The organism is Bacillus cereus group sp. MG9, assembly GCF_040459995.1.
Classification (GTDB): Bacteria; Bacillota; Bacilli; order Bacillales; family Bacillaceae_G; genus Bacillus_A; species Bacillus_A mycoides.
Window position 1 is genome coordinate 2,195,469 of sequence record NZ_JARVHC010000001.1, and the last position, 13,731, is coordinate 2,209,199.

Genomic DNA, 13,731 nt, shown 5'->3' on the forward strand with positions numbered 1-13,731 from the left:
ATGATATAATTCAACCATAGGACAAGTTTTGAAAACGCTGTAAAAAGGGGATTTAATATATGAATTATGAAGATTTTAAAGAAGTAATTCACGGTAGACGAAGTGTTAGAAAGTTTACAGAACAAGAAGTATCCACTAGTGATATAAAAGAAATTATTGATTGTGCTCGTTATGCACCGAGTGATACGAACTCACAAACGTGGGAGTTCTTGGTCATTATGAACCGAGAGAAAATTAAAGAAATTGAACAAATGACATGGGATGCATTACATAAACTTGCAGCAAAAGCAGCAGAAAATGGAGAAGAGAAAGCAGGGAAATTACTTACACGTTCTTTCGGTCCATATGCGACAGCTTTCTCTGAGGCGCCAGTATTAATCGTATGTTTGGCAACACCATATGAATCAAAGTTTCGTGAAAAGATATTTGATCCAATTGCCTTCGTTCCTGATTCAGTATGGGAAGAGGAAGGAATTAAGAGTAGCTGTTTAGCAGCACAAAACTTAATGTTGGCTGCACATGCGAGAGGGCTGGGTACTTGTCCAATGACAGGACCTGTATTATTAGCTCAAGATGAACTGCGACAATATTTACAAATTGAGCCTCAAAAACAAATTAATATGGTAATTTCACTCGGGTTTCCGAAAGATAAGCCGAAGAAACTTTCTCGAAAAGAAGTTGATGAGATTACAACATTTATTTTCTAAATGTTATGTAGAAAAGACATTGAAATGATTAAAATTAGGTAATAAGTTATAGGATAGTTAGTCTATTATGTAGGCTGATTATCCTTTTGTATTTCCGTTTATAGCGTTGTAATGATGAAAATCAAAAAAAATATATACGTTATACATCAAATCATAAAATGTTAGTTCGTAATTCGATATTCTCGGGATTTATTTTCTTCATTGTATTTACTTTATTAACATATTTACTTTCTGGAGAAGCAATTACCATGAAGGGTCTTACTATAAATGGTATAGGCGGAGTGTTTTTTTATTTAAATTATCTTTATTGATGTAGCGATTAATCTGATTATATTTTTTTAATAATCAGTATCAGCTATATAATCATTAGGTTAAACTTCTATAATGCTTTCAGAATGAAAACGTGATGTTTTTTATGGTAACCAAGTTTATTTTTATCGTTTTGGGGTAACTCGTTCTTGTTAGGTTGAGGGGTATGTGGTGCTACCCCACATCCATCAACTTAAGGTATCTTTTTATACAAAATGTGGTTTTTTCACGTAGTCTTTTATTATCTTTTATAGATAGCATAAAAGTAGGCACATCAAATAAACCCTGACGGGTTTCAAATTTTTCGCTATGCTACCTGATGGGCAGAAGTGGTATACTCATACACAACACCTAAAATATCAAAGACTGTTTTTTTCTCATATCTGTGAGATTTTCGTCCGTTTCGCTGTAGGAGGTTAAACAGACGAAGGAGAATCTTTGATAATTCTTGGGTGTTTTTATGTAGTGCTTGATGAAAAAGTAAGAAATAATCTTTAATTATGTACATCGCTTTATATTCACTTAGTTCTTTCTGCTTCTTACGTAACAGGAGTTCTCTCATTTTAAACATAGTAGAAGAACATAATAGGATACTAATGAGTTGTCCATAAAGGTGACATTCTAATCGCTCTTGTTTAATAGATTTACAACGATGAATTCGAAACCAAGATTTCCATATTTTAAATAACAGCTCAATTTGCCAACGTAGTGAATATAAATCATAGATTTTCTCTTTCGGTACCCATTCCGTAGGAATGTTTGTCATATATACCGTAATTCCTTGTAAAAGTTTCGTACGCTCTGTATATGTAATCCCTTTTTTCTTTTCACGAATAGCTCGATCATGTAGACGTTTCTGTTTTTGCTCCTCTGTACATCTATAAACCACAATGCGAGTGGGTAGTTTGTCTTTGCTCCCTACATATACATCATGTAATTCATACACTTGGCCAGGTTGTAATTGGTTCATGATGTCTTCCAAATGAATTTGTATATACACCGGTCTCAATTGAGCAGGTTTTGTTTTAAATACCACTGTTTCGAATTCTTTTCTATATATTTTAGTTGGCAATTTAAGACGTGATAAATAATACCCTTCCTTATCTTGGATCGATTTAAAGTCTTGTAAACGAAAGTACCCTAAGTCACGAATATACAGTTCATTCTTTTGTGTCATGTCCATTCGAGTCGCCCCATATGCCTGATCACTTCGTTTTCCTGGTTCAATTTTCACATCAGAAAACTCTCCACTCAACAAGTCATACTCTAATTGAATTTTTACACCAGCTGTATGACTACAGCCTCCGGCACCAGGATAAGTAGCTGCGAATCGATCTGGAACTTGAAAGGTTGTAGAATCAAGGATGCGAATCCGCTCAAAGTAAGCAGAAAGAGAATGAGAAATTGTAGATGACCCTCCAATTTTAGCTTGTAGAAGTGTAGTAAATACATTTCGAAAGAAGGCTACAGAAGCCGAGTTAAATCGTCGATTAAGTCCCTCAGGACTTAATAAAATTCCTGTTGAAGTTTCTAATTGACTACAAAGTTGAGTAAGAGAGGTTGTAGCGATTTGTTGATTTAACCATACACACAAAGATAAAAAATGGTGCCCATGGCACTTACGTTTTCGTTTCATTCCGCCTGCTTCTATAGCTAATTGATTCAGTGTAGCGGGAGACATATAGCGATATAACTCTTCGGCAAATAAAGACAGCTCTTGTTTTTGATGCATATTCATAAAAAGCACGTCACCCTTTCTCATTAACATAAGAGAATAGTAACGTGCTTTTAAGTTTAAGAATAGTCTAAATCCTTAAGTTGATGGATGTGTGGTGCTACCCCATTGCCAAAATGAAAAAAACTTTTAAAATGGCTTCCTCTGTATTTATGACTCTATTACTTCTGCTAAGCTTTACAACAGGAGCTTTTGCTGATAGAACCTTATTATTAATGATTTACCTAAGGTGCCATACCGTTATGGCGTAGGAGCATATGAGGGCGTTGTGGCACATAGTACTGCGACTCCTGAAGCTCCGGTCATTAATATTCAAAAATATGAAACTCGTACATGGCGAAGCGCATTCGTTCACTTTGCAGTGGATTGGAATGGGACGATTCAGATTGAGGATGCAAAGTATATTGCTTACGGGCGGTGGCACTACTGCTAATAAACGATTTGTTCATGTTGAATTATGTGAAACTGCAGATTACACAAAATTCAAACACAGCTATGATAAATATGTTAAATTACTTTCTAAAATTTTACGTGATCGTGGTTTATCTGTAGAAAAAGGATTGTGGACGCATAGCGATGTAACGCATCATCTTGGCGGTACAGATCATGAAGACCCGATTGATTACTTAAAATCTCATGGTGTGTCAGAAGCTCAGTTTAGATCAGATGTAAAACGAGCATACAATAATTCTAGTGTGGATGTTTCTGTGCCTGAGAATCCATCTAAACCAGCGGAAGTTCCGACCGCTGTAACAGATGGTATTGCTTATATTGAAGGCTACAACGTGAACTTACGTAAAGGCCCTAGTACAAGCTATTCTAAGATTCGTCAGCTAAATAAACCAGAATCGTATGTTGTATGGGATGAAAAGGATGGTTGGTTAAATCTTGGTGGAGGGCAATGGATTAGGAACGATCCATCTTATGTGAAATTTAGCAAGAAAAGCACAGTAGATTCTTCTATTGTAGGTAAGCGCGTTGTTTCTAAAGTTAATAACCTACGATTCTATCATGCTTCATCTTGGTATGATAAATATGTTGCTGGTTCTGTAGATGCAGGATTAGGATTTATAATTGATGCGAAGATAAGTGTAAATGATTCGTATCAATATAAAGTGCATAATAGTCATGGGCAAGTTTTCTATATTACGGCTATTGATACGTATGTGAATGTGCGTTAATTTAACGAAAAGGGCCACCTATTATAGGCGGCCTTTTTCGTGCTGTATGTAACATCATTTAATTGTTATATTTTTCGGTTTTCAATTTTGTGTGTTCATTTAACCAAATATCTATTAGATTTCTTAATGTAATAGTTTCTATTTCAAGAGGGATTTCGATTTCATCCTCATCATACTTATTAAATATAACAGTTTTATCTTTTCGAACATCTGCCCCAAAAATATTCGCACTTATTTTTTCATAATCACTTTTTTTATTTAAAACTTTATCTACAGTTTCTGCGATCCAATCACCGAATTCAGATACCTCTACATTTAAAAAAGCTTCTAAAATATCGAATTCCTTTGGCAGTCTAATAACTAAACTTCCTGTACTAAGTAACTCAAATTTGTAATCCATATTATTTTCTCCCTTAAAAATTAAATTATCGACCTTGTCTTGGAAATGCAGAAATAATTTTACCATTACCATCTAAAAACAAACGAATAGGTAGGCCGTCTATCCCTACTCCATCATAGATATTAGTATTACCACCCATGTGAATTTTATTGCTGTATGCCTCGTTTATATTGTCTACGATTTGTTGTGGATGCCAATCTTTAGGGAAAAAGGTAGAATAGCCACCATTCGCCGCCTTAGGAATCCCATTCACTTCCACTTGGGCTTTGTATGCCCCATAATCATTAATTCTACGATCTGTGCCGGGAATTATTCTTCCGTGAGTATTCTCTAAAAACTCTGAGTGGTACCCCATTGCTTCGCCTCTCCGGTTTATTTCCCCTTCAAGGATATGTTTAAGTGAGTTTGACCGGAAATTCTCAGTTTCTTGTAAACTAGATATGATTTCGCTAGTAGAGAGTGATGAAGTATGATTTTCATTAACAGGATTATTTCCGCTAGAACCAGACTCGTCTTTAGCAAACTGATGAGTCGATAGTTTTTCTTCAGCTTTTCTAAAATCAGGTGTATCAAATGCAGAGCGTATATTATTTCCGCCAGCTAAAGCAAACTCATTGTGATTACGATTGAATAAGGACGCAGCGTCTTGCAAGCTTTGATTAGCGGTTCGTGAAATCTCAGATAATTTTGCGCCAGGTTTCAACATTGCGATTTTATCCACGCCTTTTGTTCCTACGAATAGTTGTCCAACAGCCAATATAGTATGACCAGTCGCGCTTCCATACCATTCTGCACTACTATACGAGTTACCATTGGTAACATCACGATTCCAAGAATCAGAAATTGTTTGTTTTATCGCATTGAACGTATCGACTGGGTGAGAAACGGCTTCAATCGTGTTATTAAATGTGTCAATCGGATGGATAACTGCATCTGCAAGTCCTAATAATTCATCACCTATAGCGTCGCCTATTCCCTTTTTAAAGTGATAAGGGACACCTAATCCAGCTTTTTCAAAAGTAGATTCAATTTCATCATCTATAGCGTCTTTTATTTTATTCACATCTTTATACGCTGCATCGATACCATGTTTAAATTTATCATATAAAGACTCATCTGAATTTTTTACTTTACTAAGATCTTCATAAGTTTCTTTGAGACCATGCCAAACTTTGTCACGTAAAGATTCATCTTTTTTCTCACTATTTAACGGACCACACATTGCTCCTTCTTCAAGATTTTCGTCATATGAAGCATCTGCAGTACGGAATTTTTCGGCAATTCGTTTCAAATCCTCTTCCACTTTTATAATCGAATTGATAGATGTAAAAGCTTTTGGTCTTGCATCATTGAACATTTGAATGAATTGTTGATTAGAGGCACCAATCCATTGAAAACAGAATTATATTTTCTTATCTTCACTAAGGATCCCCCACATTTTTTTCTCCGATTATATCACATTTAATATTTACAATATTTATCTTAACGTACAGAATCCGCGTTATGTTGGTGCTATCCCAATAAAAAAGGTGTGGACATATTGTACATGTATAATATGTCCACACCTTTGGTTTTATTGTCTTTGAGGTACATTACCTAAATATAATTTAAACAATGTCTTTTTATTTTGAATGGATATTTTTTTAGTGAATTGGGCTAAAATGATGAATAGATTGGAATTACTATTTATTTCTTTAAAAAAATTAATGTTCTTAAAATGAAAGTATGGTACAGTAATCGTGAGCTAGCTAATATTTGTTCATGAAAGTGTTAAAAACTAGTTTTAAAATCAAGAAGTTATTTTTGTATAATAAATTATAATGAAATAACAGGGGGAATGAATTTTGAAGAAATTCATAATCGCTGGATTGTCTGTATTGTTATTAGTAGGCTGTGGTACTCCAAAGGAAAAAGAGGATGCACAGTCAAACCAGGAAGAACAAGTTGTAAATGCAAGTGATGAGAATATGGTCGTATTTCCTGAAGGAGCAGTGCCAATCGGAGAAGGGAAAGTAAAAGTAACTACTCCAGATGGTACTTCTGAAAATGGCAATATACCAACTGTATTCATAAAAAAGGATACTTTAATTCAGCAAGTCGAATTAGAACTTTCCAATTTTCAAAACGATAAAGAAACATTTGTATTTGTAGATCAAATATTTGCAGATAAACATCAAGTAACTAGTACAACACAGACAACAGTACAATTAAAAGAAAAGACGCTTGAGACAGGTAGTCATACGATTACCGCAGCTCAGTTTGAAAACAATGATCCAAAAGGAAAAGTCATTAGCTTGAATCAAGCGACGTTTGAAACGAAACCTGCGTCTTAATATGGAAAAAAGTACATTACTCAAAAGTAGTGTACTTTTTAGTTTGGATTGAATTATGTCATTGAGAATAATTTGTTTCACTTTCTAGTACGAATGAATAGAAAGAACTTATTCTTTACTATCATGTAAGAGGAAGGAATTGAAAGTTTGAAACGAGTTATTCGTATTTTCTTATTTATTATAATGTTTTCGGTCATTTGGTTTACTTTACAAGAGGCGGTTGAAGTTACGCTCAATTATCACATTCATGACTTGTTAATTGGAGCTGTATGTTTTGTCATTGTGTATCGGTTTTATCCCGCCTTAACGGACAATAAGAACCCCACTTGAAAATTCGGCACATGCGAGGAAGTTAGGTGGGAGATCAACTTGCCCGTAAAAGCCCGATTGGTGAAGGATAATACCGCCCTATGATTAAAGTTACGCTTTATGATAAACTCGGATTAAGGTAAGTATTGAGTTGGAAATGTAGGGATTTCATTTGAAATGTCGAATAGTACATACGATGTCGTAATAACAAATTTTCTATTGTTTACTGTGAAACAGAAGAAGGAGAGATTGTAGTTATGAAAAGAGCTCTTATAAATATTGATTATACATATGATTTTGTAGCTGAAAAAGGTGCTTTAACATGCGGGAAACCAGGTCAAGAAATTGAGAAGGAACTTGTAAGTGTAACGAAACAATTTATTGAAAAAGGTGATTACGTAGTATTTGCGATCGATAAACATGAAGACAATGATGTATATCATCCAGAAGCGAAATTGTTTCCACCTCATAATATAGCAGGTACAAATGGAAGAGACTTATTTGGTGAATTACAAGATGTATGCGAGAAATATAAAAATGCAGAGAATGTATACTATATGGACAAAACACGTTACAGTGCTTTTGCAGGAACGGATCTAGAAATGAAGCTAAGAGAAAGAGGAATAGAGGAAGTGCATCTTGTAGGTGTATGTACAGATATTTGCGTCCTTCATACAGCAGTAGATGCTTATAACAAAGGGTTTCAAATTGTGGTTTATGAAAAAGCAGTAGCATCTTTTAATGCGCAAGGGCATGAATATGCACTTGGACATTTTAAATCTTGTTTAAATGCAGAAGTGAAGTAAAAAAAGAGGCCTTCGAAAAGGCCTCTTTTTTACATTTAAATAGAGACGACTTGTTTTTGAATTAACTTTTTAATGAACGGACTAATCTTTTCTGGTAGTCGGTTTAAATCGAAAAATTGTACATGCAATGATTCAACTCCATCTGCTTTTAACAAGCCACATGTAAATTCTGTAATATTTATCCTTGTTCATTGAAAACAGCTACTCCAGCTAAATTGAGTGGTCTTGATCCAATAACTTCTCTTAGTTCTTCGATATAGCCCATTGTTAGTAACCTTCGCGAGTCAAAATATTTTCAAATGAACTATTCGGTGTCATGTGAATGTTTTCTTGTTATTAAGATGAGTAGTGCAGTCTTAAAATAAAGTCATTTAAAAAATTTTCAATTGTCAGCTCCCTTTAGATAATGAAAAAGGTTATATTTATAGAAGAATGTATAACAAGTTTGAAGGGAACCAAAAAGTAATACAATAAATCAGTTTTGCATGAAATTTTCATTAGTAAGGAAGTGGATGGATGAGTTTATTAACGTATACTGAGGAGTTTTTTAATTATGTAAGGGAATTTTTACTTTTAAGATTTTTACTATTTGCTTTAGTTCTTATCATTATTTCTTTTGTCATAAACCGCATTATTGATTGGTTTTTTAAAAAATCAAGCTTTTTTGATGAAGAGGTAGAGCAGACGATTCAAAGTGTTATTCGATCTATTTTTAGATATATCATTATCATCAGTCTGATCATATATTTAATTAGTCAATTTGTAGATATAAAAAGTATTATTGCAGGTGCAGGGATAGCGGGAGTCGTCATCGGTTTTGCTGCACAACAGATGCTAAAAGATGTCATATTAGGCTTCGCAAGATTAGCGGACAAAGAGTTTCGAGTTGGCGATTTTGTAACTTTTAACGGAACAAATTCAGGAACTATTGAGGAAATTAGTATTCGTTTTATGCAAATTCGTGAATGGTCAGGGAAACTCCTTACCATACCACACGGAGAGATTAGAACGATACAAAATTTTAATAAAGGATGGATGCGAGTTATTGAACGCATCACGGTAAGTTATCAGGAAGATCCTACAAGAGTTAAAGAATTGTTAGAAGAAGTATGTGTTATTTGTAATGAAAAATTGGAGCAAAATCTTTATAGAGTAGATGATGAAGCTGTTGAGCCATTTAAATATGTTGGAGTTACAGACTTAAATCCTAACCTTAAATATGTTGGATATGAATTTTGTATTACAGGTTTGATTAAACCGGAAGATTATTTTGAAACTTCTAGACAAGTAAGATTTGAATTAATGTCTATGTTCCATAAAAATCAAGTGCAAATGCCAGCAGCGAATATGTTCGTTAACACTGAAAGTTTACAGCATATTCATGGGGGACAATCTTTATCAGACAGTTAAAGAAAATTAGCTAATTTCTGTTTTTATTTAGGATTTGGATTTGAATGAACTGTATGGGATATCTCCTGAAAAAGAGTTGAAGGAATTCAGCTCTTTTTTGTTTGTAGTATTTAGAAATTTCTTAATGTTATAATGGTAGTTGGTGATGAGAATGAACATAGATGAAAAAGAGATGCATCGTTTAGAAGCATTAAAAAAAATTGCTGAGTTACTGAATGAAGCGACAAACTTAAAGGAAATGTTAGGAAAAGTGTTACATACATTATTACAAGTTATGAATTTACAAACAGGGTGGATATTCTTTATTGATGAAAGTGGAAAGCATCGTATGCTTGTAGACCAAAACTTACCCCCAGCTCTTACGTGGCAGGAAAAGAAGCCGATGTGTGAAGGAGATTGTTGGTGTGTAGAACGTTTTGTGAATGGAAGATTGGAAAAAGCGACAAATATTATTGAATGTAAACGAATAGAGGATGCGATTGAATGTAATTGGGGCGAGACAGAAGATGTTACACATCATGCGACAATCCCGCTAAGATCTGGATCAGAGAAATTTGGTCTATTAAATGTAGCCTCGCCTCATAAAACACATTTTTCTGAGGAGGAGTTAGCGTTATTAGAAGCGATTGCATTTCAAATTGGAACGACAATACAACGTATTCAATTAGTTGAGAAAGAACGAAAATATGTAGTTGTAGCTGAAAGGAATCGATTGGCTCGTGATTTACATGATTCTGTTAAACAATTGTTATTTTCAATTATGCTAACAGCGAAAGGGACTCTAAATATGACGAAGGATAGAGACTTGCAAGAGATGTTAAGTTATATTGGAGAATTATCACAGGAAGCATTACAAGAGATGACACTTTTGATTTGGCAATTAAGGCCTGAAGGATTAGAGAAAGGTTTAGCAGAAGCGATTCAAAATTACGGAAAACTGTTAGGGATTCAAGTGGAAGTTCGAATTGATGGAATGGTTTTAATTGAAGATGAAATAGAAGAAGTTTTATGGCGTATAAGCCAAGAGGCATTACATAATTGTAAAAAACATGCCTCATCTGAAAAAGTATGTGTTCATTTAAGGATAGAAAATAATAAGTTGCATTTTTACATAGAAGATAACGGAATAGGATTTATACAGGATCAAGTAAGAGAGTCAGCACTTGGTTTGAAAAGTATGAAAGAACGAATTGAATTAATGAGGGGAATTTTTCGAATAAAAGCAGAACCGGAAAAGGGGACAAAGATAGAAATTCAATTACCGGTTTGAGAGGGAGAACGTCAGTGAAAATCAAATTATTACTTGTAGAAGATCATCATATCGTGCGAAGGGGACTCGTATTCTTTTTGAAGACGAGAGAAGAATTTGAAATTATTGGGGAAGCAGCAAATGGTGAAGAAGCATTAACATTCGTTCAAACAGAAAGGCCAGATGTAGTATTAATGGATTTATCAATGCCGAAAATGGATGGTATTGAAGCGACAAAACGTATAAAACAATACGATGAGACAATAAAAATTCTTATGCTCAGTAGTTTTTCAGAACAAGATTACGTTTTACCAGCATTAGAAGCTGGGGCAGATGGTTATCAATTAAAAGAAGTACAGCCAGATCAACTTGTTGCGTCAATCGTTGCGGTATATCAAGGAAACGCAAATTTTCACCCGAAAGTAACACCAGCACTATTAGGACGATCAGCAGTCAAGAAAGAAAAAGAGAATCCTTTTTCTATGTTAACTAAAAGGGAGCAAGAAGTACTTCGTGAAATTACGAAAGGAAGAAGCAATAAGGAGATTGCAGCAGAACTTCATATTACAGAACAAACTGTGAAAACACACGTTTCTAACGTATTGGCTAAATTGGAAGTAGATGATCGTACACAAGCTGCCTTATACGCAGTAAAGCATGGGGAAAACTAGAAATAAGTATGAATAATTGTGTCATATGCTACGGAAGAATACATAGGAGAAATTAAAATGTATAGAGATGCCGAATAAAGGTTTTTCTTCTTTCAATAATTAGGTACAATAAAGTGAAACTTTAATCAGTGGGGGGGCCATCCCCACTGATTATTAGTTGAACCAATCGGGTTTTTACGGGCAGTTGATCTCCCACCTAACTCCCTTGCATTCATCGGATTTTGAGGTGGGAGTCTTACTGCCCATTAATACGGGATAAAGCTACTATGGAAGGGGAAGATACGCTATGCCTGGTACAAAAAGTGGGATTGGAAAGATTCAGGCTTCGTTAAATGGTTTATCACCGAAATTACGAAGTATTGCCGAACATATTTTGAAACATCCACAAGATGTTGTACATAAATCGATTACGGAATTAGCGGAAGTTACGAATAGTTCCGAAGCAACGATATTCCGCTTATGCAAACACTTAGGTTTTCAAGGGTTCCAAGACTTGAAAATTACATTAGCTCGTGAGATTGTACATACCCCGATGCAAAATATTCATGAGGAAGTATCGGTAGAAGATAATATTGTCACTGTTGCTAAAAAAGTTTTTCATTCACATATTACAGGACTGCAAGATACATTACATTTGTTAAACGATAACGCGTTGGAACAGGCAGTAAGTGCGCTGAATGAAGCGAAACGAATTGAGTTTTATGGAAATGGTGGTTCAGGTATTATTGCGATGGATGCTTATCATAAGTTTATGAGAACGGGTATTTCTTGTATTGCTCATACGGATTCACATTTTCAAATTATGGGAGCGGGCTTGCTGACAAAAAAAGCAGTGGTCATTGCAATTTCTCATTCGGGCAGTAATAAAGGTTTACTTGAAGCGTTAGAAGTAGCGAAAGCAAGAGGGGCCAAAATTATTGCGATTACGAGCTATCAAAAATCGGCATTAAGCCAACTTGCTCATATAACATTATATACTTCGACGCGTGAGACGGAATTTCGTACAGAAGCAAGTTCGTCACGATTAGCGCAGCTTAGTTTATTAGATACTTTGTATGTGGGATTGTCATTGCAGCGACAAGAGGAAACACTACAAAATTTACAAAGTATACGTGAAACTATTTCGATGAAGCGAATATAAAAAGCTCTTCAAATGAAGAGCTTTTTATATTGGCGAGTAGTCTGTTGATATACCCTCTAGATCTACTTGTTCTAAGTGTCTATAGAAATATGCCAATTACCTATAATAATAATCTCTCATCTTTTAGACCCTTCATTTTTTAAACCTCGATATTTTGCATATGAAATTTAACAAGTAGCTTGATACATCAAAATACGTATTGGGTAATAATTCAAATATTGTTCAATATTTTACAATAAGCTTATGAAATTCCATGTTATGATGAACCTGTAATGATGATTGAACACTTAAATTTGGTACAATAATTAGCCAAAATAGTGAGGACAGTAGTTGTGAGATAAACTCATTAAAACTCTAAAACACTAAAGGGGAGATCACATATGAAAGCAGTAGTAGTTAATAAAAACAGCAAAGCAAATATTGAAGTTATTGAAAAAGAATTACGTCCGTTACACTCGGGTGAAGCGCTAGTAGATGTAGAGTATTGTGGAGTTTGCCACACTGATTTACACGTTGCGAATCATGATTTTGGAAACACCGATGGCCGCATCCTTGGTCATGAGGGTGTAGGTATTGTTACTAAAATTGCTGATGATGTTACTTCACTAAAGATAGGTGACCGTGTAAGTATTGCATGGATGTTCCAATCTTGTGGACGTTGTGAATATTGCGTAACGGGGAGAGAAACATTCTGCCGTGAAGTAAAAAATGCTGGTTATTCAGTAGATGGTGGTATGGCTGAACAATGTATTGTTACAGCTGATTATGCGGTGAAGGTACCAGAAGGATTAGATCCTGCTCAAGCATCATCAATTACATGTGCGGGCGTAACTACATATAAAGCTATAAAAGTATCAGACATTAAACCTGGTCAACCTATCGTAATCTATGGTTGTGGTGGATTAGGTAACCTAGCTATTCAATATGCTAAAAACGTATTTGGTGCAAAGGTAATTGCAGTAGATATCAATGACGACAAATTAGCCTTAGCAAAAGAAGTTGGTGCTGATATGACTATCAATCCGATTTCTCAAGGTCCTGCTGATAAAATTGTTCAAGAGGAGTTTGATGGTGCTTATGCTGCTGTAGTAACAGCAGTTTCTAAAGTAGCATTCAACTCAGCAGTTGATGCAGTACGTGCTTGCGGTAAAGTAGTTGCGGTAGGTTTACCAGTAGAAACTATGGATTTAAACATTCCACGACTTGTATTAGACGGAATTGAAGTAGTTGGTTCTCTAGTTGGTACTCGTAAGGATCTGGAGGAGGCATTTATGTTCGGCGCAGAAGGAAAAGTAGTGCCGGTTGTTCAAACGTGTTCTCTAGATAAAGTACAAAATGTATTCGAAGAAATGGAACAAGGTAGAATTCAAGGGCGTATGGTAATCGATTTTAAACAGCATAATTGTGAGTGTAAATAATTCATTTTAAATATAAAAAGCATGAGTCTAGCAAAGGTCATTTAAAAAAGTTAGACGGCATA

10 protein-coding genes and 3 pseudogenes are annotated in these 13,731 nt (G+C 34.9%); 9 read left to right on the forward strand and 4 right to left on the reverse strand.

What is annotated here, in order from left to right:
• The first annotated feature begins 59 nt into the window (after positions 1 to 59).
• Positions 60 to 707: a nitroreductase family protein gene (locus QCI77_RS11180; protein ID WP_002012699.1), complete on the forward strand. Its 648-nt coding sequence runs from the start codon at positions 60 to 62 to the stop codon at positions 705 to 707.
• A gap of 616 nt (positions 708 to 1,323) precedes the next feature.
• Here QCI77_RS11180 and QCI77_RS11185 read toward each other — a convergent pair.
• On the reverse strand, positions 1,324 to 2,754 hold the full coding sequence (locus tag QCI77_RS11185) for an IS4-like element ISBce2 family transposase (RefSeq protein ID WP_080019313.1): 1,431 nt from the start codon (positions 2,752 to 2,754) through the stop codon (positions 1,324 to 1,326).
• A 113-nt stretch (positions 2,755 to 2,867) separates the two neighbouring features.
• Between QCI77_RS11185 and QCI77_RS11190 the strand changes: the two are divergent.
• Positions 2,868 to 3,932: pseudogene (locus tag QCI77_RS11190) on the forward strand (N-acetylmuramoyl-L-alanine amidase).
• Positions 3,933 to 3,990: 58 nt separating this feature from the next.
• Here QCI77_RS11190 and QCI77_RS11195 read toward each other — a convergent pair.
• Both QCI77_RS11195 and QCI77_RS11200 read right to left on the reverse strand, forming a co-directional pair.
• Positions 3,991 to 4,332, reverse strand: a complete 342-nt coding sequence (locus QCI77_RS11195; protein ID WP_353824925.1) for a hypothetical protein — start codon at positions 4,330 to 4,332, stop codon at positions 3,991 to 3,993.
• A 25-nt stretch (positions 4,333 to 4,357) separates the two neighbouring features.
• Positions 4,358 to 5,731, reverse strand: a pseudogene (locus tag QCI77_RS11200) (EndoU domain-containing protein); the annotation flags it as partial.
• A gap of 445 nt (positions 5,732 to 6,176) precedes the next feature.
• Between QCI77_RS11200 and QCI77_RS11205 the strand changes: the two are divergent.
• Entirely contained in the window at positions 6,177 to 6,665 is a 489-nt protein-coding gene (locus QCI77_RS11205) for a putative periplasmic lipoprotein (RefSeq protein WP_002065200.1), read from the forward strand.
• Positions 6,666 to 7,231: 566 nt separating this feature from the next.
• Entirely contained in the window at positions 7,232 to 7,780 is a 549-nt protein-coding gene (locus QCI77_RS11215) for a cysteine hydrolase family protein (protein WP_002012695.1), read from the forward strand.
• A gap of 35 nt (positions 7,781 to 7,815) precedes the next feature.
• Here the strand turns inward: QCI77_RS11215 and QCI77_RS11220 are convergent.
• Positions 7,816 to 8,045 (reverse strand): annotated as a pseudogene (locus QCI77_RS11220) (hypothetical protein).
• A 251-nt stretch (positions 8,046 to 8,296) separates the two neighbouring features.
• Between QCI77_RS11220 and QCI77_RS11225 the strand changes: the two are divergent.
• From QCI77_RS11225 to adhP, 5 genes are all read left to right on the forward strand, one after another.
• On the forward strand, positions 8,297 to 9,190 hold the full coding sequence (locus tag QCI77_RS11225; protein WP_016102084.1) for a mechanosensitive ion channel family protein: 894 nt from the start codon (positions 8,297 to 8,299) through the stop codon (positions 9,188 to 9,190).
• A 151-nt stretch (positions 9,191 to 9,341) separates the two neighbouring features.
• Positions 9,342 to 10,460: a GAF domain-containing sensor histidine kinase gene (locus QCI77_RS11230; RefSeq protein ID WP_113768887.1), complete on the forward strand. Its 1,119-nt coding sequence runs from the start codon at positions 9,342 to 9,344 to the stop codon at positions 10,458 to 10,460.
• Positions 10,461 to 10,474: 14 nt separating this feature from the next.
• Positions 10,475 to 11,110, forward strand: a complete 636-nt coding sequence (locus QCI77_RS11235) for a response regulator (protein ID WP_113768888.1) — start codon at positions 10,475 to 10,477, stop codon at positions 11,108 to 11,110.
• A gap of 286 nt (positions 11,111 to 11,396) precedes the next feature.
• Positions 11,397 to 12,251, forward strand: a complete 855-nt coding sequence (locus QCI77_RS11240) for a MurR/RpiR family transcriptional regulator (protein WP_002031820.1) — start codon at positions 11,397 to 11,399, stop codon at positions 12,249 to 12,251.
• 380 nt (positions 12,252 to 12,631) lie between these two features.
• A complete protein-coding gene (adhP, locus tag QCI77_RS11245; protein WP_002031819.1) occupies positions 12,632 to 13,669 on the forward strand; it encodes an alcohol dehydrogenase AdhP in 1,038 nt (345 codons plus the stop codon).
• The last annotated feature ends 62 nt before the right edge of the window (positions 13,670 to 13,731 follow it).

Bases quoted from the DNA above. Each gene is read 5' to 3' on its own strand.
- QCI77_RS11180 (WP_002012699.1), top strand. From the start codon at position 60: ATGAATTATGAAGATTTTAAAGAAGTAATTCACGGTAGACGAAGTGTT.
- QCI77_RS11185 (WP_080019313.1), bottom strand. From the start codon at position 2,754: ATGAATATGCATCAAAAACAAGAGCTGTCTTTATTTGCCGAAGAGTTA.
- QCI77_RS11195 (WP_353824925.1), bottom strand. From the start codon at position 4,332: ATGGATTACAAATTTGAGTTACTTAGTACAGGAAGTTTAGTTATTAGA.
- QCI77_RS11215 (WP_002012695.1), top strand. From the start codon at position 7,232: ATGAAAAGAGCTCTTATAAATATTGATTATACATATGATTTTGTAGCT.
- QCI77_RS11225 (WP_016102084.1), top strand. From the start codon at position 8,297: ATGAGTTTATTAACGTATACTGAGGAGTTTTTTAATTATGTAAGGGAA.
- QCI77_RS11230 (WP_113768887.1), top strand. From the start codon at position 9,342: ATGAACATAGATGAAAAAGAGATGCATCGTTTAGAAGCATTAAAAAAA.
- QCI77_RS11240 (WP_002031820.1), top strand. From the start codon at position 11,397: ATGCCTGGTACAAAAAGTGGGATTGGAAAGATTCAGGCTTCGTTAAAT.
- adhP (WP_002031819.1), top strand. From the start codon at position 12,632: ATGAAAGCAGTAGTAGTTAATAAAAACAGCAAAGCAAATATTGAAGTT.